General features: G+C 75.4%; 12 protein-coding genes. 3 read left to right on the forward strand and 9 right to left on the reverse strand.

All coding sequences use genetic code 11. The annotated features are described in order from the left end of the window. Nucleotides 1-131: 131 nt before the first annotated feature. From ACF08D_RS12955 to ACF08D_RS12970, 4 genes are all read right to left on the reverse strand, one after another. Complete coding sequence (locus ACF08D_RS12955) at nucleotides 132-1,538, reverse strand: dipeptidase (RefSeq protein ID WP_392222651.1); 1,407 nt, start codon at nucleotides 1,536-1,538, stop codon at nucleotides 132-134. A 10-nt stretch (nucleotides 1,539-1,548) separates the two neighbouring features. Further along, a complete protein-coding gene (locus ACF08D_RS12960; protein ID WP_392222652.1) occupies nucleotides 1,549-5,061 on the reverse strand; it encodes a UvrD-helicase domain-containing protein in 3,513 nt (1,170 codons plus the stop codon). Nucleotides 5,062-5,157: 96 nt separating this feature from the next. After that, on the reverse strand, nucleotides 5,158-8,529 hold the full coding sequence (locus ACF08D_RS12965) for an ATP-dependent helicase (RefSeq protein WP_392222653.1): 3,372 nt from the start codon (nucleotides 8,527-8,529) through the stop codon (nucleotides 5,158-5,160). 164 nt (nucleotides 8,530-8,693) lie between these two features. Beyond that, a complete protein-coding gene (locus tag ACF08D_RS12970) occupies nucleotides 8,694-9,092 on the reverse strand; it encodes an MGMT family protein (protein WP_392222654.1) in 399 nt (132 codons plus the stop codon). 188 nt (nucleotides 9,093-9,280) lie between these two features. On the opposite strand from ACF08D_RS12970, the gene ACF08D_RS12975 reads away from it, so the two are divergent. The 3 genes from ACF08D_RS12975 to ACF08D_RS12985 all read left to right on the forward strand — a co-directional run bounded on the left by ACF08D_RS12975 (nucleotide 9,281) and on the right by ACF08D_RS12985 (nucleotide 15,301). After that, entirely contained in the window at nucleotides 9,281-11,932 is a 2,652-nt protein-coding gene (locus ACF08D_RS12975; protein WP_392222655.1) for a lysylphosphatidylglycerol synthase domain-containing protein, read from the forward strand. Nucleotides 11,933-12,030: 98 nt separating this feature from the next. Next, on the forward strand, nucleotides 12,031-13,668 hold the full coding sequence (locus tag ACF08D_RS12980) for an alpha/beta hydrolase (protein WP_392222656.1): 1,638 nt from the start codon (nucleotides 12,031-12,033) through the stop codon (nucleotides 13,666-13,668). Nucleotides 13,669-13,750: 82 nt separating this feature from the next. Continuing rightward, nucleotides 13,751-15,301, forward strand: a complete 1,551-nt coding sequence (locus ACF08D_RS12985; RefSeq protein WP_392222657.1) for an alpha/beta hydrolase — start codon at nucleotides 13,751-13,753, stop codon at nucleotides 15,299-15,301. A 75-nt stretch (nucleotides 15,302-15,376) separates the two neighbouring features. Here ACF08D_RS12985 and moeZ read toward each other — a convergent pair whose 3' ends face one another. From moeZ to ACF08D_RS13010, 5 genes are all read right to left on the reverse strand, one after another. Continuing rightward, a complete protein-coding gene (gene moeZ, locus ACF08D_RS12990; RefSeq protein ID WP_392222658.1) occupies nucleotides 15,377-16,555 on the reverse strand; it encodes an adenylyltransferase/sulfurtransferase MoeZ in 1,179 nt (392 codons plus the stop codon). Between the two features lie 70 nt (nucleotides 16,556-16,625). Beyond that, nucleotides 16,626-17,390 carry a spherulation-specific family 4 protein gene (locus tag ACF08D_RS12995; RefSeq protein WP_392222659.1) on the reverse strand — a complete coding sequence of 255 codons (765 nt, stop codon included), beginning with the start codon at nucleotides 17,388-17,390 and terminating at the stop codon, nucleotides 16,626-16,628. Next, nucleotides 17,378-18,361, reverse strand: a complete 984-nt coding sequence (locus ACF08D_RS13000; RefSeq protein WP_392222660.1) for an NAD-dependent epimerase/dehydratase family protein — start codon at nucleotides 18,359-18,361, stop codon at nucleotides 17,378-17,380. Before ACF08D_RS13000 ends, ACF08D_RS12995 begins: the two co-directional genes overlap by 13 nt. 151 nt (nucleotides 18,362-18,512) lie before the next feature. Further along, nucleotides 18,513-19,583, reverse strand: coding sequence for a hypothetical protein (locus ACF08D_RS13005; RefSeq protein WP_392222661.1), 1,071 nt, complete (start codon nucleotides 19,581-19,583; stop codon nucleotides 18,513-18,515). A 241-nt stretch (nucleotides 19,584-19,824) separates the two neighbouring features. After that, nucleotides 19,825-21,606, reverse strand: coding sequence for a DUF3492 domain-containing protein (locus tag ACF08D_RS13010; RefSeq protein ID WP_392222662.1), 1,782 nt, complete (start codon nucleotides 21,604-21,606; stop codon nucleotides 19,825-19,827). Nucleotides 21,607-21,815: the final 209 nt, after the last annotated feature.

The raw sequence follows: 21,815 nt of genomic DNA on the forward strand, positions 1-21,815 counted from the left end.
GGCCGACGGGCCGGGGCGCGGCCTCGGACCGGTGCCCGGACTCGTTACTGATGATGCTCACTGATGCTTCCAACTCCCCCGGTGGGCGGATTCTCCTGGGTGTCTGTGCGGCGTGTACGGCTCGTACGGCTTCAGCGCAGCGCGCCCGCCAGGTCGCCCCACAGGTGGGCGGTCGCCTCCACGCCCTTGAACAGCAGGTCCAGCTCGACCTTCTCGTTCGGCGCGTGCCAGCCGTCGGACGGTACGGAGATGCCGAGGAACAGCACCGGGGCGGCCAGCACGTCCTGGAGGTCGGCGGCCGGTCCGGAGCCGCCCTCGCGCGTGAAGCGGATCTTCGCGCCGTCGAAGGCCCGGCTCATCGAGCGTACGACCGACTGGAGGGCCGGATGGTCGAGCGGCGTCAGACAGGGGCGGGTGGGCGCCCCGAAGGTCACCTTGTGCCGGATGCCGTCCGGGACGCGGGCGGCCACCCAGTCGCGCACGGCCGCCTCGAGCGCGTACGGGTCCTGGCCCGCCACCAGCCGGAACGACAGCTTCAGCATCGCGGAGGACGGGACGATCGTCTTGCCGCCGGGGCCCTGGTAGCCGCCGCCGATGCCGTTGACCTCGGCGGTCGGGCGGGCCCAGACGCGCTCCAGCGTGGAGTACCCGGCTTCGCCGAGCGTCCCGTGGGACTTGGCGGTGGCCAGCCAGGAGCCCTCGTCGAAGGGCAGCTCCCCGATCAGCTCGCGCTCGGCGTCGGTGAGCGCGGCGACACCGTCGTAGAAGCCGGGGATGGTGACGTGCTCGTCCGCGTCGTGCAGCGCGGCGACCAGGCGGCCGGCGACGGTGGCCGGGTTCGGCACGGCGCCGCCGAAGGATCCGGAGTGGATGTCCTGGTCCGGCCCGTACAGCTCGATCTCGCAGTCGGCGACGCCCCGCATGCCGGTGCACACGGTGGGCGTGTCCGGTGACCACATGCCGGTGTCGGACACGACCACGGCGTCGGCGGCGAGCCGCTCGCGGTGGCGCTCCAGCAGGGCCCGGAAGTGCGGGGAGCCGGACTCCTCCTCGCCCTCGACGAGGAGCTTGAGGTTCACGGCGGGGGCGGTGCGCCCGGTCAGCGCGAGGTGCGCCCGGACACCCAGGGTGTGGAAGAAGACCTGGCCCTTGTCGTCGGCCGCCCCGCGCGCGTGGAGCCGGTTTCCGCGGATCACCGGCTCGAAGGGCTCGGTGTCCCAGCCGTCCTCGCGGGCCGCCGGCTGGACGTCGTGGTGGCCGTAGACCAGGACCGTGGGCGCTCCCTCGTCCCCGGAGGGCCACTCGGCGAAGACCGCCGGGGCGCCGTCCGTCTCCCAGACCTCGGCGACCGGGAAGCCGGTCGCGGCGAGCTTGGCCGCCAGCCACTCGGCGCTGCGCCGTACGTCGGGGGCGTGCTCGGGCTGCGCCGACACGGACGGGATGCGCAGCCACTCGACCAGGTCGTCGAGGAAGGCGGCGCGGTGCCGATCTATGTACGTGCGTACGGTCTGGACGGCGCTGTCCGGGGTGTCGCTCATGCCCCCGAGCCTATCCGGCGTCCGGGGCGTCCCCGGAGGCCGTCCCAAGGAGCAGGACGCGCTCCAGCCCGTCCCGTCCCGGCAGTCCCTCCGGGCGCTCGACCTCCCCCGTGCGTACGTGCACGAAGGCGGCCGCCACCGCGTCGGGCGGCAGCCCGTGCCGCTCGGCCCAGGCGAGCCGGTAGACGGCGAGCTGGAGCGGATCGGCGGTGCCCGAGCGGCTGGTCTTCCAGTCGACGATCTCGTACGTGCCGCTGTCGGGGTCGTGGTAGACGGCGTCGATCCGGCCCCGGACGACGCGGCCCGCCAGGACGATCTGGAACGGCTCCTCCACCCGGTACGGGGTGCGGTGGGCGTACGCGGTCCGCTCGAACGCCTCCTTGAGCGCGGCGAGGTCCCGCTCGTCGGCGATCTCCGGCTCGCCGGCGAACACCTCCCCGCCGGGCAGCTCGTCCGGGCCCAGCATCGGCAGCGGCAGCGCCTCGAAACGGGCCTCCACCCACGCGTGGAACCGCGTCCCGCGGCGGGCGGCGGGCTGCGGCGGGCGCGGCATGGGGCGGGCCAGCTCCTGGGCGAACCCGTCGGGGTCGGCGGCCAGGCGCAGCAGCTGCGAGGCCGACAGGGACGGCGGCAGCAGGACGTCCCGGGTGGTGGCGCGGGCGCGCAGCAGCTCACCGGTGAGGGCGTCCAGGTCACGGTCCCAGGACGCGGCGGCGCGGGCCTCCTCGGGCGTCAGCCGCTCCCGCGCCCCGGCGGGAGGCTCCTCGTGGCGCGGGCCGGGCACGCGCGCGTGCCCCTCCCCCCGGGCGCCGTGGCCCGCGCGGTCTTCGTGACCCTCGCCCTCGGCGCGCCCGGGGTCCTCGGCGTGCCCGGGGTCCTCATGCCACGGCTCGTCGTCCGGCCACGGCTCGTCCCCGGCCCACGGCTCGTCCCCGTCAGCCCAGGGCTCTACGTCCGGCCACGGCTCCTCGTCCGGGCCCGGCGCGTCCGGGCGCGGCACGTCCGGCCGGGACGGCGCCGGGGCCTGCTCGGGCAGCGAGGCGAGGTACTCCATGACCTTGTCGGCGGCGGCGCGGCGGCGCGCCAGCGAGTCGGCGTCCAGCGGGAGCGGCCAGGCCAGGTCCTCGCCGGTCTCCCGGAGCGCCGGGTTCTCGGCGCCCTCCTCCGGCGCGTCCGCCCATGCCTCGATCTCGCCGGAGCCCGCCGCGCAGTGGTCGTACAGCGCGTGCAGGAACGGGGACGGGCCGCGCGGGCGCTTCTGCGAGGGGCCCCACCAGTGCCCCGACCCCAGCAGGAGGCTGCGGGGCCGGGTGAAGGTCACATAGCCGAGGCGCAGCTCCTCGGTGTGCTGGTGGTCGCGCATGGCGTCCTTGAAGGACTTCAGTCCCTTCGCGTCCCACTCCCCGACCTCGGGCAGGGTCGGGGCGTCCCCGCGCAGCGGGTGCGGGAGGACCTGGGGCTGGGCGGTCCACGACTCGCGGGCCCTGGTGCTGGGGAACTGGGACGCGACCAGGCCGGGGACGGCGACCACGTCCCACTCCAGGCCCTTGGACTTGTGGGCGGTGAGGACCTTGACGGTGTTCTCGCCGCCGGGCAGCGCATTGTCCAGGCCCTTCTCGTACTGCGCGGCGGTCCGCAGGAAGCCCAGGAACGCCAGCAGTGTCGCCTCCCCGTCCAGGGAGGCGAAACCGGCCGCCGTGTCGAGGAAGAGGGAGAGGGTCTCGCGGCGGCGGGCGGCCAGGGCGTGCGGCGAGGCGGACAGCTCCACCTCCAGCCCGGTGGCGGCCAGCACGCGGTGCAGGACGTCCATCAGCGGGTCGGCCAGGGAGCGGCGCAGGTCGCGCAGCTCGGTGGCGAGGCGGGCGAACCGCACGCGTGCCTCACCGGAGAAGGGCAGCCCGTCGTCGGCCCCGGCCGGTTCGAGGAAGGTGTCCAGGGCGTCGGCCAGGGACACCACCTCGGCCGGGTCGACGCCCTCGACCGCCGCCGCCAGGCGCGCGTCGGCGTCCGCGTCGCCGTCGTCCCGCGAGCGGTGGACCAGCAGCCGGGCGCGGCGGCCCAGCAGGGCCAGGTCGCGGGCGCCGATCCGCCAGCGCGGGCCGGTCAGCAGCCGTACCAGGGAGGCGTTGGCCCCCGGGTCCTGGAGGACCTCGCAGACGGCGACCAGGTCGGCGACCTCCGGGAGGTGGAGCAGCCCGGACAGGCCCACGACCTCGACGGGCACCTCCCGGGCGACCAGGGCGGCCTGGATCTGTGCGAAGTCGGTCGCGGTGCGGCACAGGACGGCGATGTCGCCGGGCTCCTTGCCGGTGCGGACGAGATGGGCGAGGGAGTCGGCGAGCCAGGCGATCTCCTCCGCCTGGGTCGGCAGCAGGGCGATCCGGACGGTGCCGTCGCGCTCGGCCCCGGGCGCCGGGCGCAGCGCCTCCACGCCCGCGTGCATGGCGCGCAGCGGCTCCGCCAGCCCGTTGGCGAGGTCCAGCAGCCGGCCGCCGCTGCGGCGGTTCTCGCTGAGCGAGAAGCGGGTGGCGGGGGTGCCGTCCGCGTACGGGAAGTGCTCGGGGAAGTCGTCCAGGTTGGCCACGGAGGCGCCGCGCCAGCCGTAGATCGCCTGGCAGGGGTCGCCCACGGCGGTCACGGGGTGGCCGGAGCCGCCGCCGAAGAGGCCGGACAGCAGCAGCCGCTGGGCGACGGAGGTGTCCTGGTACTCGTCGAGGAGGACGACCCGGTACTCGTCCCGGAGGATCGCGCCGACCTCGGGGCGGGTGAGCGCCAGCTCGGCGGAGAGGGCGATCTGGTCGCCGAAGTCGAGCAGGTCCCGCTCCCGCTTGGCCGTGCGGTACCGGACGACGAGGTCGGTCAGCTCGCGGCGGGCGGCGGCGGTCTCGGGGATCTTGCGCAGGTCGGCGTTGCTGAGGCGGGCGCCGGCGAGGGTGTCGAGCAGCCCGGTGTCGTGGCGGAGGAGGTCGGCGGGGCGCACGAGGTGCTCGGCCAGCTCCGCGTCCAGCGCGAGGAGGTCGCCGACGAGGGTGGGGAACGACTTGGTCAGCGCCGGGTACGGTCCGGGCGCCTCGCGCAGCACGCGCGCGGCGAGCTGGTAGCGGGTGGCGTCGGCGAGGAGGCGGGCGGTGGGCTCCAGGCCGATGCGCAGGCCGTGGTCGGTGAGGAGCTGTCCGGCGAAGGCGTGGTACGTGGAGATGCGGGGCTCGCCGGGCGGGTCGTCCGGGTCGATGGCGTCGGGGTCGGTGACGCCCGCGCGGACCAGGGCCTTGCGGACGCGCTCGGCCAGCTCGCCGGCGGCCTTGTTGGTGAACGTCAGGCCGAGGACCTGCTCGGGGGCGACCTGGCCGGTGCCGACCAGCCAGACCACGCGGGCGGCCATCACCGTCGTCTTGCCGGAGCCGGCTCCGGCCACGATCACCTGCGGAGCGGGCGGCGCGGTGATGCAGGCCGTCTGCTCCGGGGTGAACGGGATCCCGAGGAGCTCCTTGAGCTGCTCGGGATCGGTGAGGCGAGTGGTCACGGTCAACGAGGCTAACCGGCCCCACTGACAGTTCTCGCCGCGCGTCGCGGCGGCCCCCGGTACGAGGGGGCGGGCGGGCTGCTCCACGGTGTGGCGCTACTCCACGATGTGGCGGCCCTCGGGCCGGGCGCTGCACGAGGCGCGGAACGCGCAGTGGTCGCAGTGCTTCCCGGCCGACGGGGTGAAGCGCTCGTCCAGGACGCGGCCGGCGGCGGTGGCCAGCAGGTCGCCGACCCACTCCCCGTCGAGGGGCGCCTGGGCCTGCACCCGGGGGAGCTGTTCGCCGCCCTCCCGCTGGGGCGCCGCCTGCCGCAGGTGGACCAGTTCGGCGCCGCCCGGCTCCGGGCGCCGCCCGTCGAAGGCGTCGTCCACGGCCCCCTCGCGCACCGCGAGCTGGTAGACGGCGAGCTGCGGGTGGTGGGCGACCTCGTCCCCGGTGGGGGAAGACTTCCCGGTCTTGAAGTCGACGACGTACGCCCTGCCGTGCTCGTCGGCCTCGACCCGGTCCATGGAGCCCCGGATCCGTACCTGGTACTCCCCCGCCTCCAGCGTCACGTCGAAGTCGTGCTCGGTGGCGGCGGGGGTCCGGCCGCTCCGGTCCATGACGTGCCAGCGCAGGAACCTCTCCAGCGCCACGCGCGCGTGCTCCTTCTCCTGGGCGGACTTCCAGGGCGCGTCGAAGGCCAGCGCGTCCCAGACGGAGTCGAGCCGTTCCATCAGGACGGCGAGGTCGGCGGGCGTCCGGCCGGAGGCCACCTCGTCGGCGAGGACGTGGACGACGTTGCCGAAGCCCTGGGCGGCGGTGGCGGGCGCGTCCGCCTTCACCTCGCGTCCCAGGAACCACTGCAGGGCGCAGGTGTTGGCGAGCTGGTCCAGCGCGCTGCCGGACAGCGTCACGGGGCGGTCCCGGTCGCGCAGCGGCTCGGTGGAGTGCGTCGGTTCGTACAGCCCCCACCACCGGTAGGGGTGGGCGGCCGGGACGAGGGGCTGCCCCTCGTCGTCGGTGAGGGCCGCGAGCCGGGCCAGCCGGCGGGCGGCGGCGTCGCGCAGCGCCGGGGAGGCGTCCGGGTCGACGGTGGTGGCGCGCAGCTCGGCGACGAGCGCGGCGACCGCCAGGGGGCGGCGGGGGCGGCCGGTGACGTCCTTCGGCTCGGCCCCCAGCTCGGTGAGGAAGCGGGACGGCTGGTCGCCGTCGTCGGCGGGCGCCTTGACGGCGGTGACGACCAGCCGGTCGCGGGCGCGCGTGGCGGCGACGTAGAAGAGGCGGCGTTCCTCGGCGAGCAGGGCGCCGGGAGCGAGGGGTTCGGCGATGCCGTCACGGCCGATGCGGTCGGCCTCCAGCAGGGAGCCCCGGCGCCGCAGGTCGGGCCAGAGCCCCTCCTGTACGCCGGCCACGACGACCAGGCCCCATTCGAGGCCCTTGGCGCGGTGGGCGGTCATCAGGCGCACCGCCTCGGGGCGGACGACCCGCTTGGAGAGGGTGTCGGCGGCGATGTCCTGGGCGTCCAGCTCCTCCAGGAAGTTGAGGGCGCCCCGGCCGCCGGTGCGCTCCTCGGCGCGGGCGGCGGTGTCGAAGAGGGCGCACACGGCGTCCAGGTCGCGGTCGGCGTTGCGGCCGGCCGCGCCGCCCCGGAGCGCGGCCCGCTGGAGGCGGGCGGGCCAGGGCGTGCCGTTCCACAGCAGCCACAGGGCCTCCTCGGCGGTCCCGCCGCCCGCCAGCAGCTCGCGGGCGCGCCGCAGCAGGGCGCCGAGGCGCTGCGCCCCGCGCGCGTGCGCCGGGTCGTGGGCGACGAGGCGCTCGGGCTCGGCGAGGGCGCGGGCGAGCAGGACGTCGGAGGGCGGCGGGACCCGGTTGCCGCCCGCCCGCTCCTCGTCCCGCAGCGCCCGCCCGAGGCGGCGCAGGTCGGCGGCGTCCATGCCGCCGAGGGGCGAGGTGAGCAGGCCGATGGCGGTCTCGGTGTCGAGCCACGAGGAGACCGCGTCCGCGTCCGCCGCGGACCCGGCCTCAGCGTCCGCCGGGGACCCACCGTCCCCACCGTCCGCCGGGGACCCACCGTCCCCACCGTCCGCGCCGGCGCCGTCCGCCACACCCCCGTCCGCCGGGGCCGCCACCGCACGCAGGGCGGACAGCAGCGGGACCACCGCCGGCTCGTGGCGCAGTGCCACGTCGGCGCCGTCGACCTCCACGGGCACGCCCGCCGAGGTCAGGGCCCGCCGCAGGGTGGGCAGGGTGCGCCCGCCCGCGCGGACCAGGACCGCCATGTCGTTCCAGGGGACGCCGTCCTCCAGGTGGGCGCGGCGCAGGATGTCCGCGATGTTGTCCAGCTCCGTGGAGGGGGTCGGGTAGGTGTACGCCTCGACCCGGCCGCCGTCCCGCACGGCCGACAGGTCCCGGTGCGCACGGGCCTTGCCGGCGGGCAGGCGCGGCAGCGGCATCCGGTTGGTCAGCAGCCGGGTGGCGGCGAGCAGGGCGGCGCCGGAGCGGCGGGAGGTGGTCAGCACGGCGACAGGCGCGGGGGTGCCGTCGGCGCGGCGGAAGGTGTCGGGGAAGTCCAGGATGCCGTTGACGTCGGCGCCCCGGAAGGCGTAGATCGACTGGTCGGGGTCGCCGAACGCGTACAGCGTCCGCCCGCCGCCCGCCAGCGCCCGCAGCAGCCGGACCTGCGCCGGGTCGGTGTCCTGGTACTCGTCGACGAACACGGCGTCGTACTCCGGGAGCGCCGCCGTCCCCGCCAGCAGCACTGCCCGGTGCACCAGCTCGGCGTAGTCGAGCACGCCCTGCATGTCGAGGACGTCCAGGTACTCGGCGAGGAACGCGGCCGCCGCCGACCAGTCGCGCCGCCCGGCGCGGGCCGCGAAGCCGGCCAGGGCGCGCGGGCCGAGGCCCAGCTCCCGGGAGCGGGCGAGCACGGCGCGCACCTCGTCGGCGAAGCCGCGCGTGGTCAGGCAGGCCCGCAGCTCGTCGGGCCAGTGGACGCGGGCGAGGCCGTCCCGTTCCAGGTCGAGCTGGCCGGCCAGCAGCTCCCGCACGGCGAGGTCCTGCTCGGGGCCGGACAGCAGCCGCAGCGGCTCGGAGAAGAGGTCGGCGTCTTGGTGGGCGCGGACCAGGGCGTAGCAGAGCGAGTGGAACGTGGTGGCCTGCGGGGCGCGCTCGCCGCCGATGCGGGCGGCCATCCGGTCGCGCAGCTCCACGGCGGCGGCGCGGCTGAAGGTGAGGACGAGGATCCGCCCGGGGTCGGCGCCGGCGGCGATCCGGGCGGCGACCGCCTCGACCAGGGTGGTGGTCTTGCCGGTGCCCGGCCCGGCCAGGACCAGCAGCGGTCCGCCGCCGTGGTCAACCACGGCACGCTGGGATGCGTCCAGGAGAGGGGGGCTCACGGGAACCGGCGGGGTACGCACCAGTCGGTACGCGCCCGGGGTGCGCCCGCGAGATGGCGTACGCCCGGTGGTAGTCGAGGAGGAGCTCACGTGGATCGCCGGTCCTGGTGGGTGTGCTGGTGCTGAGGATGCTGGGTGGGTGCGCCGGGCCTACCCGCGCCGGGCACGCCGTGCGGGTCGACGTTACGCGTACTCCGTACGGTCGTGCCGACGGTGCCCGTCCCGCCCGGCCGGGCGCCGCATGGCGGAAGCTGTCACCTGTGAGCCATCGCACGCGCGCCGGGGCCTCCGCCGCCGGAGCCGCCACCGGAGCCATCGCCGCCGTCCCAGCGGGCCCGCCGCATGTCGATCCGCGGCAGGTGGTCGCCGGCCGCGCGGGCCGCGTCGCGCAGCGGGGTGCCCTCCTCGCGGTAGTGGCCGAGGGCGCGCTGCTCGGCGCCCGGCAGGAGCCGTCCGTCGGCCCGGACGACGCGCCACCACGGCACCGCGCCGCCGTAGAGCGCCATCGCGCGCCCCACCTGGCGGGGGCCGCCCTCGCCGAGCCACTCGGCGACGTCCCCGTACGTCATCACCCGCCCGGCGGGGATCAGCTCGGCGACTTCCAGCACCCTCTCCGCGTACTCCGGGTACTCCGGGCACTCCTCGATACTCATCCGGACCATCCTGCACCACACCACCGACAACGGGGGCAATGCACCCTGATGGCCCCCGGTGGCGCCCGGTCATGCCACCATCTTCCGGGCGGTGACCGGTGATACGAGATCAACAGGACACAGAGACGGCGAAGGGGCGGGATGTGCGGCCGGCCGAGGTGGAGACCACTTCGGGGCCTCCTGAGACGATGGAGAAGAATGAGACGAAGGAGACGGTATGCGTGAACGCGGAGAGGCACATCGACCGCGTCTCCGGTGACGAGCCGCTGCTCGCCGCACGCGTGCACCGGCCGTCCGACCTGCTGCGCCTGCTCATCGGCATCCTGGCGATCGGCGTCGTCATCGCCATCGCCGCCTTCGCCCACGCCACCACCACCGGGCTGGAGGAGGACATCAGCAAGGGGACGGGGCAGGCTCCCGACGTCTTCGTCAAGGTCGCCGGACTCGTCTCCAGCATCGCCGTCCTGCTCGTCCCGGTGGCCTTCGCGATCGAACGGCTGGTCAAGAGGGACGGGCTGCGCATCGCGGACGGCGTCCTCGCCGCCGTACTGGCGCACGGCGTCACCCTGGCTACCGACCTGTGGGTCGCCAGGGCGGCCCCGGGCACCATCCAGGAGGCGCTGACGCAGCCCCAGGCGGACGGCGGGCTGTCCGACCCGGTCCACGGCTACCTCGCCCCCGTCATCGCCTATATGACCGCGGTGGGGATGGCACGCCGGCCGCGCTGGCGGGTGTCGCTGTGGGTGGTGCTGCTGCTCGACGCGTTCGCGATGCTCGTCGCCAACTACACGACGCCGTTCTCCATCATCCTGACCGTGCTGATCGGCTGGACCGTCGCCTACGGGACGCTGTACGCGGTCGGCTCCCCCAATGTGCGGCCGACCGGTCAGACGCTCCTGGCGGGGCTGCGGCACGTCGGCTTCCGCCCGGTGTCGGCGATGCGCGCCGAGGACTTCCCGGAGTCCGCCGAGCACGGCGACCGGGGCCGCCGCTATCTGGTGAGCCTGGAGGAGGGCCCGCCGCTCGACGTCACCGTCGTCGACCGCGAGCAGCAGGCGCAGGGGTTCTTCTACCGGGTGTGGCGCCGGCTGACGCTGCGCGGGATCACCACCCGGCGCTCCCTCCAGTCGCTGCGCCAGGCCCTGGAGCAGGAGGCGCTGCTGGCGTACGCGGCGATCGCCGCCGGCGCCAACGCCCCGAAGCTGATCGCCACCTCCGAGCTGGGCCCGGACGCCGTGATGCTGGTGTACGAGCACCTGGGCGGCCGTTCGCTGGACGCGCTGGACGACGGGGAGATCACCGACCAGGTGGTCAGGGGCTCCTGGCAGCAGGTGAAGGCGCTCCAGTCGCGGCGGATCGCGCACCGCAGGCTGACCGGCGACGCCCTCCTGGTGGATCGTTCCGGCAAAGTGATCATCACAGATCTCCGGGGCGGGGAGATCGCCGCCGGGGACCTGGTGCTGCGGATGGACATCGCGCAGCTGCTCACCACCCTGGGCCTGCGGGTGGGCGCGGAGCGCGCGGTGGCCGCGGCGGTGGAGGTGCTCGGCCCGGACGCGGTCGCCGACTGCCTGCCGCTGCTCCAGCCGATCGCGCTGAGCCGCTCCACGCGCGCGACGCTCCGCCGGCTCGCCCGGGAGCGCTCGCAGCGCGAGCGGGAGGCGGTGCTGGCCGCGTCGGAGGCGGCCAAGCAGGCGCGCCTGGAGGGCCACGCCGACGACGCCGGCAAGAGCGAGAAGGAGAAGCGGGCCGACCGCAAGGCGGTACGGGCCGAGAAGCAGGCCGAGAAGCGGGCCCTGGACGAGGCGATGGACGAGGCCCGGGAGGAGGACCTGCTGGCCCTGATCCGGCAGCAGGTGCTGCTGATCCGGCCGCAGGCGCCGGTGGAGCCGGTACGGCTGGAGCGCATCCGTCCGCGGACGCTGATCAGCCTGATCGCGGGCGCCATCGCGATCTACTTCCTGCTCTCGCAGATCGCCCAGGCGCCGCTGTCGGTGTCCACGATCGCCGACGCCGACTGGGCCTGGATCGCGGCGGCGCTGTTCTTCTCCGCGCTCAGCTACGTCGCCGCCGCGATGAGCCTGCTCGGCTTCGTACCGGAACGGGTCTCCTTCGGGCGCACGGTGGTCGCCCAGGTCGCCGGGTCGTTCGTCAAGATCGTCGCCCCGGCGGCGGTCGGGGGCGTGGCGCTGAACACCCGGTTCCTCCAGCGCTCGGGCGTCCGGCCGGGCCTGGCGGTGGCCAGCGTGGGTGCCTCGCAGCTGTTCGGACTGGGCGCGCACATCCTGCTGCTGCTGTCCTTCGGCTATCTGACGGGCACCGAGAAGACCCAGGACTTCACCCCGTCCAGGACCGTGATCGCCGGCCTGCTGACCGTGGCGGTCCTGGTGCTGGTGGTCACGGCGGTGCCGGCCATGCGCAAGTTCGTCTCCACCCGGCTGCGGTCGCTGTTCGCCGGTGTGGTGCCGCGCATGCTGGACGTGCTCCAGCGGCCGGTGAAGCTGCTGACCGGCATCGGCGGCATGCTGCTGCTGACCGGTGCGTTCGTGCTCTGCCTGGACGCGTCGATCCGGGCGTTCTCGCACGGGGCCCAGCCGCTCAGCTACGCCAGCCTCGCCGTGGTGTTCCTGGCGGGCAACGCCCTGGGGTCGGCGGCGCCCACCCCGGGCGGCGTCGGGGCCGTCGAGGGCGCGCTGATCGCCGGCCTGGTCGGTGTGGGCGGGATGACGCTGGAGGTGGCGACGCCGGCGGTGCTGCTCTACCGCCTGATGACGCTGTGGCTGCCGGTGCTGCCGGGGTGGTTCTCCTTCAACTTCCTGACCCGCAAGGAAGCGCTCTAGAAGACCAGGGGCGCCGGGCCCGTACGGCGCCCCTGCCCCGGCCACCCGCATGGACCTGGGCGCGGGCGCCCGGCGGACGGCGGGCGCACCATGGACGCATGACCCACCGCGCCGCCCGGTCCGCCGTCCTCCGCACTCCACGGCGAGCCGCCGCGCGCGCCTCCCGCCCCGGCGGGCGCCGCCCGGTCACCCGGTCCGCCGCCGCGCTGGCCGCCGCGACCGCCACCGTGCTGCTGGCCGCCGGCTGCTCGGGCGGCGGCGACGCCGGGCAGGACCCGGACCGCCCGGACAACCTCGCCACCCAGAAGCTGACCTGGGAGCCGTGCGAGGCGCCCACCCTCCAGGAGGGCGGCGGCACCGCGCCCTCCCCGCTGCCGGGCGGCACCAAGTGGGAGTGCACCTTCATGCAGGCGCCGCTGGACTACGCCGACCCGGACGGCGAGACCATCGAGCTGGCGCTCATCCGGGCCAAGGCGTCCGACCCGGCGAAGCGGATCGGCTCGCTCATCTTCAACTTCGGCGGCCCCGGCGGCTCCGGCATCACCGCCCTGCCCTCCTTCGCCGGCGACTACGAGACCCTGCGCACCCGCTACGACCTGGTCAGCTTCGACCCGCGCGGCGTCGGCCGCAGCGCGGGCGTGGAGTGCGAGGACGACCGCGCCCTGGACGCCTTCTTCGCCCTCGACTCGACCCCCGACGACGCGCGCGAGGAGCAGGCGTACGAGAACGGCCTGAAGAAGTTCGCCGAGGCGTGCGAGGAGAACTCGGGCGACGAACTCCGGTACGTCGGCACCCAGAACGCCGCCCGCGACCTCGACCTGATGCGCCAGGTGCTCGGCGACCCCGAGCTGTACTACTTCGGCATCTCCTACGGCACCGAACTGGGCGGCGTGTACGCCCACTTGTTCCCCAAGACCGTCGGCCGGGCCGTCTTCGACGCGGTCGTCGACCCCAATGGAACCGCCGAGCAGGGGGCGCTCGGCCAGGCGAAGGGCTTCCAGCTGGCGCTGGACAACTTCGCCGCCGACTGCGTCCGCCGCGGCGACGCCTGCAAGCTGCCCGGGAGCACACCGGCGGAGATCGAGCGGTTCGTCACCGACCTGCTCGCCCGGCTCGACAAGAAGCCCATCAACGGCATCGGGGACCGCAAGCTCACCCAGACGCAGGCCACCAACGGCATCGCCCAGGCGCTGTACTCCAAGGAGTACTGGCCGTATCTGGAGCAGGGCCTCGACGAGGCGGACGGCGGTGACGGCGGGCTGCTGCTCGCCCTGTCGGACTCCATGAACGGCCGCGACCAGAACGGCTCCTACAGCAACCTCCAGGCGGCCAACGCGGCCATCAACTGCGTGGACGACAAGGCCCGGTTCTCCGTGGCGGAGACCAAGGCGAAGCTCCCCCGGTTCCGCGAGGCGTCCCCGGTCTTCGGCTCCTTCCTCGGCTGGGGCCTGATCAGCTGCAACCAGTGGCCCGTCCCCGGCACCTGGGAGCACCCGGACGTCAGCGCCCCCGGCTCGGCGCCGATCCTGGTCATCGGCAACACCGGCGACCCGGCCACGCCGTACGCGGGCGCCAAGGCCATGGCGGCGGCCCTGGGGAAGGGCGTGGGCGTGGAGCTGACGTACGAGGGCGAGGGCCACGGCGCGTACAACAGCGGCAGCGCGTGCGTGAAGCGGGCCGTGGACGCCTACCTGCTGAACGGCACCGTGCCGAAGTCCGGGACGGTGTGCCGGTGATCCGGTGACACCGTGTGCTCGTCACACTGTCGGTGGCCGCCCCTAGGATGACTGTTCGGCCACCACAGTTGGGGGGACACAGATGTCCATGCGGGTACGGGCCGGCGCCGCGGCGCTCTCGGCGGTGCTGGTGGCCGGGGTGGCCGCCGGATGCGACAGCGGCACCGGTGACGGCGGCGGGAGCGCGGGCGCCGGAGGCGGGTCCTCCAAGGGCGCCGCGATGGCCTCGCTGCCGGCGGCGCTCACCGGCCAGAAGCCGGACTGGGGCGCCTGCGAGGCGCCCGAGGGCGGCGAGCGGCCCGGCCCGGAGTGGCGCTGCGCGAGCGTGAAGGTGCCGCTCGACTACGCGAAGCCGGACGGCGCGACGATCCCCGTGGCGCTGATCCGCAAGGAGGCCCGCGACAAGGACCGCAGGATCGGCTCGCTGCTGTTCAACTTCGGCGGCCCGGGGGCCTCCGGAGTGACCGGCCTGCCGGAGACGGCCGAGCAGTTCGGGACGCTGGGCGCGCGGTACGACCTGGTGGGCTTCGACCCGCGCGGGGTCGGGCGCAGCGCCGGGGTGGTCTGCCGGAGCAGCGCGGAGCAGGCCGCGTCGCTGGCGCGGACCGACATGACGCCCGACACGCCCGCCGAGGAGGCCGCCTTCCTCAAGGACGGCGCCGACTTCGGCGCGGGCTGCGCCAAGCGGTCCGGGGCGGTCATCCCCCATGTCACGACGACCAACGCCGCCCGGGACCTGGACCTGGTCCGGCACGTCCTGGACGACGCCAGACTCAACTACCTGGGCTTCTCCTACGGGACGCAGCTCGGCGCGACGTACGCCCATCTCTTCCCGCGCCATGTCGGCCGGACCGTGCTGGACGCGGTGGTCGACCCGACGGCCGACACCGCCGGGCACGCCCGCAACCAGGCCACCGGCTTCCAGCGGGCGCTGAACAACTACTTCGCGTCCACCGGGGAGGACGCCGGGGCGGGCACCGCGCGCGTGGCGGCGCTGCTGAAGCGGCTCGACACCGCGCCGCTGCCGACCGCCGACGGCCGCGAGCTCACCCAGAGCCTCGCGCTCACCGGCATCGCGCAGACGCTGTACGCCGAGAGCATGTGGCCGTACCTCACCAAGGGCCTGGAGGAGGCCGCGGCCGGCAAGGGCGACGCCCTGCTGCGGCTCGCCGACGTCTACAACGACCGCCGCCCGGACGGGACGTACGGCACCCAGGCGCACTCCCAGCGGGCGATCTCCTGCGCGGACAGCAGCACCCGGCCCACCGCGGCGGACGCCAGGGCGCTGCTGCCGGAGTTCCGCCGGATATCCCCGGCGTTCGCGGAGTTCATGGCCTGGGACACGGCGGGCTGGTGCGCCGGCTGGCCGGTGAAGGGCGAGAGCGCCGAGCCCGAGGTGAGCGCCCCGGGAGCCGGGCCGATCCTGGTCGTCGGCACCACCGGGGACTCGGCCACACCCTATGAGGGGGCCAAGAGGATGGCGGACGAGCTGGGTGAGGGCGTGGGCGTCCTGCTCACCAACAAGGGTGAGGGGCACGGGGCCTACACCGGGGGCAACGCGTGCGTGCGGGAGACCGTGGACGCCTACCTGCTGGACGGCAAGGTCCCGGCGGACGGGACGACCTGCTCCTGAGTGCCTCTTCAGGAACTGCGGCGCAGACAGAAGGGGCCGGACCCGCACCGGGCCCGGCCCCCTTCCGTCACCGTCCTAGTAGACCGGCTTCTCCGGCTCGATCTGGTTGACCCAGCCGATGACGCCGCCGCCCACGTGCACCGCGTCGGCGAAGCCCGCCGACTTCAGCACCGCCAGGACTTCCGCACTGCGGACACCCGTCTTGCAATGCAAGACGATCTTCCGGTCCTGCGGGAGGTCCTGGAGGGCGTTGCCCATGAGGAACTCGTTCTTGGGGATCAGGCGGGCGCCGGGGATCGCCACGATCTCGTACTCGTTCTGCTCCCGGACGTCGATGATGTCGATCTTCTCGCCGCCGTCGATCCACTCCTTGAGCTGCCTGGGAGTGATGGTCGAACCGAGCGCGGCCTCCTGGGCCTCCTCGGACACCACACCGCAGAACGCCTCGTAGTCGATCAGCTCGGTGACGGTCGGGTTCTCGCCGCAGACCGCGCAGTCGGGGTCCTTGCGGACCTTCACCTGGCGGTACTGCATCTCCAGGGCGTCGTAGATCATCAGCCGGCCGACCAGCGGGTCGCCCACCCCGGCCAGGACCTTGATCGCCTCGGTGACCTGGATCGAGCCGATGGACGCGCACAGCACGCCCAGCACGCCGCCCTCGGCGCAGGAGGGGACCATGCCCGGCGGCGGGGGCTCGGGGTAGAGGCAGCGGTAGCAGGGGCCGTACTCGGACCAGAAGACCGACGCCTGGCCGTCGAAGCGGTAGATCGAGCCCCAGACGTACGGCTTGTTCAGCAGCACGCACGCGTCGTTGACCAGGTAGCGCGTGGCGAAGTTGTCCGTGCCGTCGACGATCAGGTCGTACTGGCCGAAGATCTCCATCACGTTCTCGGCCTCGAGCCGCTCCTCGTGAAGGATCACGTTCACATACGGGTTGATGCCCAGCACGCTGTCCCGGGCGGACTCGGCCTTGGAGCGGCCGATGTCGGACTGGCTGTGGATGATCTGGCGCTGGAGGTTCGACTCGTCGACCTCGTCGAACTCCACGATGCCGAGGGTGCCCACCCCGGCCGCGGCCAGGTACATCAGGGCGGGCGAACCGAGGCCGCCGGCGCCCACACAGAGCACCTTGGCGTTCTTGAGCCGCTTCTGCCCGTCCATCCCGACGTCCGGGATGATCAGGTGGCGGGAGTACCTGCGGACCTCGTCTACGGTGAGCTCGGCAGCCGGCTCGACCAGGGGTGGCAGCGACACGGAGACCTCATCAATACTGCTGGTCGGTAGTCAGTACGGTTGTTCTTCCGTAACACTGCCACGGCCCTCCTCATTCCGAGACACCCGGTCCGATCCGCGAGACGATTTCGTCCCAGTAGCCGGGCAGGGCCGCGAATGGGTTGTTCTGTCCGGTGCCGTCCCCGGGCCGGTCGGTGAAGAAGATCGTCCCCGCGCCCTGCCAGCGGGCGATGCGCATCGCCTCGTCGAGATGGGTGCGCGGCACCCCGTGGACGAGGTGGACGAACCGCTCCGGAGGATGTCCGGCGGTCCACTCCGGCGCCTGCGACCAGCGGTACTCGCTCCACGGACCGGAGAAGGTCACCAGCTGGTCGGCGGCCTCCGCGTACCCGGGGGACGGGTGCGTGCCGTGGCCCAGCACCAGGTGCCCGCCGTCGGCGCGCTCCAGGACCACCTCCAGCGTGGCCGTGATCCTCCGTACGGCGGCGAGGTCGGCCCGGTCGGTGGGGCAGCGGTCCAGCAGGTAGCCGTCCACCAGGTACCAGTCGAGGAAGCGGTGCGCGTCGGAGACGATCTCCGCGAACGGGCGGGAGCCGTGGCGCAGGTCGAGGTGGCCCAGCACCCGCACGCCCGCGTTGCGCAGCCTGCCGGCCGCCTCCAGGCAGTGCGGGTCGGGCCGCGAGCCCGGGCCGTCGGCAACATTGAGGACGGCCCAGTGCAGCGGCGCCCCGGGGCGGGTCAGCTCCGCCCACTCGACCGGGGCGAGCAGCGGGTGCGCGTAGCCGGGGACACCGAACCCGAGCCGCTCCGCCCCGGTCGCGGAGAGGCTCGTGTCCGGACGGGTCAGATGCGGCACGCCGCCTCCATCCAGATGTCCGCCAGGGACTCCTCCAGGTTGATCCGCGGCCGCCAGCCGAGCCGGTCGCGGGCGGTGCGCACGTCCGCCTGCTGCCAGCTGCCGCAGCCGTCGGGGTAGGGGTGGACCGGCGGCACCGCCTGGTCGGGGGCGCTCTCGCCGCGCTGGGCGACGATCGACGCCATGCCGCCCGCCGCGGGCAGCGGCGGCCGGGAGGGCGCGTCCAGCTCGTGCAGCGAGCCCGCGTACCCGGCGACCCTGGCGAGGACGGCCGCCGCGTCCCGGAGGCGTACGGCCCGGCCCGTACCGATGTTGACGATGCCCTGCGCGGCGGAGAGGGAGGCGGCGTGCACGGCCCGCGCCACGTCGCGCACGTCGACGAAGTCGCGCTGCACGCCCAGGCCGCCGAGCTTCAGCTCGCCGTCCCCGGTCTGCATGGCGCGCCGCATGGCCTCCGCGAGGCGGCCGAGCGGCGACCCGGCGGGGGTGCCGGGGCCGACCGGTGAGAAGACCCGCAGGACGACTGCGTCGAGGCCGGAGCCCAGCACCAGTTCGGTGGCGGCCAGTTTGGACACGCCGTACGGCCCGCCGGGGCGCGGCACCGCGTCCTCGGCGGTGGACGAGCCGGGCTGCGCGGGCCCGTACTCGGAGGCGCAGCCGACCTGGACCAGGCGGGCCCCGCAGCCGCTGCGGCGCAGCGCCTCGCAGACGGTGGCGACGGAGACGGTGTTGTGCCGGGTCAGCTCGCGGGCCCCGCCCCGGGTGGTCCCGGCGCAGTTGATGACGACACCGGGGTGGACGGCGTCCAGGAACCGGGTGAGCGCCCCGGGGCTGCCGCCGGCGAGGTCGAAGCGGACGTCGGCGTCGTCGCCGCGCCCGAGGGCGGTCAGGTGGACGGCCGGGTCGGCGAGCAGCCGGTCGGCGACGAAGCGCCCGAGGAATCCATTGGCGCCGAGCAGCAGCACCCTCATCGCGCGCCCCCTTCGCGCGAGGCGGCGGGTGCGGGGGTTCGGAGGGTCATGGTCGTTGTCTCCTTGCGGGTGGTGAGGGTGGTGGGACTGGTGAGGTGGTGACGGACGGTCAGGGCGGGAGGGGTGTACGGCGGGGAGGGCGGCCGGGCCGTCAGCGACCGCCGGGCCCGGCGTGGGCCGAGGCCCGGGTGAGGACGGCACCGGCGTGGACCAGCAGGCCGAGCGCGGCGGCGCCGCACGCCAGCGTGGGGACCGCCCCGGCGCCCCAGCCGGTGACGAGGGCCTCGGCGGGGCGGGCCAGGACGCCGAGGCCGGGGAGCCGCCCGGCCGGGACGGTCGCCAGGGCGAGGCCCTCCGTGGCGCACGCGGCGAGGAGCCCGGCCGCGGCGGCACCCCCGAAGCCGTGCAGCGTCAGCAGGCGGGCGAGGAACAGCAGCAGGCCGAGGGCCAGGACGCCCCCGCCGGGCGGGCCGTGGTCCAGGGCGGCCCCCACCAGCGTGAGCAGGGCGGTCAGGGCGGTGGCGTACAGGGCGGTGACACCGAGGAGCAGGGGCCGGGTCCGGGCCGCGAAGTCCGCGAGGCCGCGGCTGCCGTCGAGCCTTCCCGCCGCCCGGGCGGCGAACAGCCGGGCGCACCAGGCGGCGGGCGCGGCGGCGAGGGCCAGGCCGAGGAGCGCCGGCGCCTCGGGGGGCCAGGTCCCGTCCGGGCCGCCGGCGAGCAGCCGCTCCAGCAGCCCGTCGCCGAACAGGGCGTACAGCAGCAGGAAGGCGGTGCACACGCGCGTGCCGGTCGCCGGGCGCCCGCCGGAGGGCCGGCCGGCGGTGAGCGCCACGGCCACGGCGAGCGCGCCGCCCGCCCCGGCGGCGGCCCGCGGCACCCCGTCCGTCACGGTGACGGCGACCAGGGCGAGCGCGGCCAGGGCGCCCGGCAGCAGGGCGAGGAGCACGGCGCGGGCGTTCCACGCCGGGGCCCGCCCGGCGGCGGCCGGGGCGGTGGCGGTCCGGGACCGGGCGGTGTCGTCCTCGCGCGGCACGCGCGCGTACAGCTCCTCGGCGAGCGAGAAGACGTCACGGTGCCGGAAGCGGGCGGCCGTCCGGTCGGTGACCCCGTGCGCCTCCAGTCCGGCGGCGATCTCCAGTGGGTCGACCGCCCGTTCGCACAGCTCCCGGTGCCGGTGCAGCAGCGCCTTCACGGGATCGGCGGGCCCGCGCCGGACGGTCACCGGAGGAGCGGCGCTTCCAGCACGTCCGTCGCTTGCGGTGCTTGCGGCGCTTGCGGCGCGTCCGGCGCTTCCGATGCGTCCGTCGCTTGCGGTGCTTGTGGTGCTTCCGGCGCTTGCGCTTTCAGCGCGTCCGGGCCCGGGTCCGGGTACGGCGCCGAGCGCGGGCTCCGCGAGGAGCGCCTCCGCGCGGGTGGCCGGGAGGCTCCGGGCGGGGCCGGACGCGGGGGTGGGTGCGGGTCCGTCAGACATGGCCGTCCGTCCTCCCCGCGACCGCGGACACGGCGGCGGGCGCGGGCGCCGCGGCCGGGGGCGGCACCGCGGGCGCACCCACCGCGACCGGCACGTCCGCCGCGTCCCCGTCCGGGGCCCCGCCGTCCGCCCAGGCCGGGGTGGTCGCCCCGGAGCCGCGGACCGTCCAGTGGCCGGGCACGTACGCCTCGGCCGGGTGGGCGAACGGCAGCGGCGCACCGTCGGCGCCGACGCCCTCCGCGTCCCGGTGGACCGGGGCCCGGGAGAGGACCTCCAGGTAGAGGCCGTGGAACGCCGCGACGTTCTGCTCCACCGTGAACAGCTCCAGTGCGCGGGCGCGTGCGGCGGCGCCCAGCCGCTCGCGCCGCGCCGGGTCGCGCAACAGCGCCAGGCAGGCGTCCGCGAGCGCCCGCGGATTGCGCGGGGGCACGACCAGCCCCGTACCGCCGACGACCTCCACGACCGCCCCCACGTCCGTCGACACGGTGGCCCGGCCGCACAGCATCGCCTCGACCAGCTGGAGCGGGAAGCCCTCGACCACGCTGGAGAGGACCACCAGCCCGGCCCCGGCGTAGGTGTCGGCGAGGCTGGGCGCGCCGGGGCCGCCGAGGTCCTCGAAGGAGACCGGGTTGTCGCCGACGGCGTGCGCGTGGGCGGCCTCGTCGGGGAAGAGCTGGGCGGCCAGCGCCTCGCAGTGCACGCGGTACGCGGCGGCCTCGGCGTCCCGGGCGGGCGCCGCGGACACGATCCGCAGCCGGGCCTCCGGCCACTGCCCGCGCACCTCGGCGAAGGCGTGCAGCAGGCCCACCAGGTCCTTGGCCGGCTCGATCCGGCCCAGCCACACCAGGGTGCCCGGGTCGCCGCCGTCGGTGCCCTCGCCGACCGCGGCGAAGCGGCCCGCGTCCATGCCGGGGTGGACCGTGCGCAGCTTGGCGCGGTCGGCGCCGCACCGCTCCTGCCAGCGGCGGGCGTGGGCGTTGCCCGGTGTGATCAGCGCGGCCTGCCGGTAGACCTCGCCGGCGAGGCGGCCGTGGAAGGCGGCGAGCAGCGCGCGCACCGGCCCGCTCAGCGGTGCGCCGGCGGCGGCGAGGTAGTGCGCCCGCAGCTGGACGCCGTACTCGGTGACCAGCAGCGGGACGCCGAAGAAGCGTTTGGCCAGCAGTCCGGGCAGGGCGGCAGGCCCGCCGGAGGCGGCGTGGCAGAGGTCGGCCGCGCCGAGGCCCTCCTCGCCGTACCAGTCGAGGGAGAGGGGGCGCAGGGCGCGCTCCACCTGGTCGGCGAAGGCGAGGTGGTCGGGGACGGTGGCGCCGTGCACGCCCCGGCGCGCACCACCGGCGCGGCAGGCGGACTCCAGGACGCGCACGGCGGACTCGGAGCGGAGGGCGGCGGAGAGGCCGCCGTGCTCGCGGGCGAGGTCGGCGAGCCCGTACAGGCCCTGGGCGAAGGTGTCGGGGCCGTCCTCCGGCGAGCCGCAGACGGCGGCGGCCAGCTCCGCGAAGCAGGTGGTGAAGCGCCGGCGCTCGCGCCGTCCGTACGTGCGCCCGCCGCGCCGGTCGGGCCGGTCGCCCTCGGGGCCCCAGAGTGGGGCCGTGCGCACGCGCTGCACCTGGGGCGGGAGCGGTACCCAGCCGGCGTCCTCCTGGCGGGCGCTGCGGCTCAGCGCGTAGACGTCGAACGTGTGCCGCGCGAGCCCGCGCACGAGCCGGTCGCACCAGTGCCGGGACTCTCCGGTCGTGTACGGGTATCCGCCCTCCGTGAGCAGTCCGATCCGCACGAGTACACCTCCGATCTCCCTTGTGCACGGCCACCGTTGGTCGGGTGGCTCACAGCGGGAAGAACGTAAGCGGACATGCCGGTGGCGGGGGGGGCCGGGGGGGGGGCGCCCCCCCCCCGGGGGGGGGGGGCGGCCCCCGCCCGGCCCCCGCGGGGGGTGGCGCGCCCCCCCCCCCGGGGGGCCCCCCGGGGCGCGGGGGGGCGCCGCCC

Source organism: Streptomyces sp. NPDC015131 (assembly GCF_043079975.1).
Lineage (GTDB): Bacteria > Actinomycetota > Actinomycetes > Streptomycetales > Streptomycetaceae > Streptomyces.

What these genes read in the sequence shown, in the direction of transcription:
- ACF08D_RS12970 (WP_392222654.1), bottom strand. Translation starts at nt 9,092, where the DNA reads ATGAGTATCGAGGAGTGCCCGGAGTACCCGGAGTACGCGGAGAGGGTG.
- ACF08D_RS12985 (WP_392222657.1), top strand. Translation starts at nt 13,751, where the DNA reads ATGTCCATGCGGGTACGGGCCGGCGCCGCGGCGCTCTCGGCGGTGCTG.
- ACF08D_RS12955 (WP_392222651.1), bottom strand. Translation starts at nt 1,538, where the DNA reads ATGAGCGACACCCCGGACAGCGCCGTCCAGACCGTACGCACGTACATA.
- ACF08D_RS12980 (WP_392222656.1), top strand. Translation starts at nt 12,031, where the DNA reads ATGACCCACCGCGCCGCCCGGTCCGCCGTCCTCCGCACTCCACGGCGA.
- ACF08D_RS13000 (WP_392222660.1), bottom strand. Translation starts at nt 18,361, where the DNA reads ATGAGGGTGCTGCTGCTCGGCGCCAATGGATTCCTCGGGCGCTTCGTC.
- ACF08D_RS12975 (WP_392222655.1), top strand. Translation starts at nt 9,281, where the DNA reads ATGGAGAAGAATGAGACGAAGGAGACGGTATGCGTGAACGCGGAGAGG.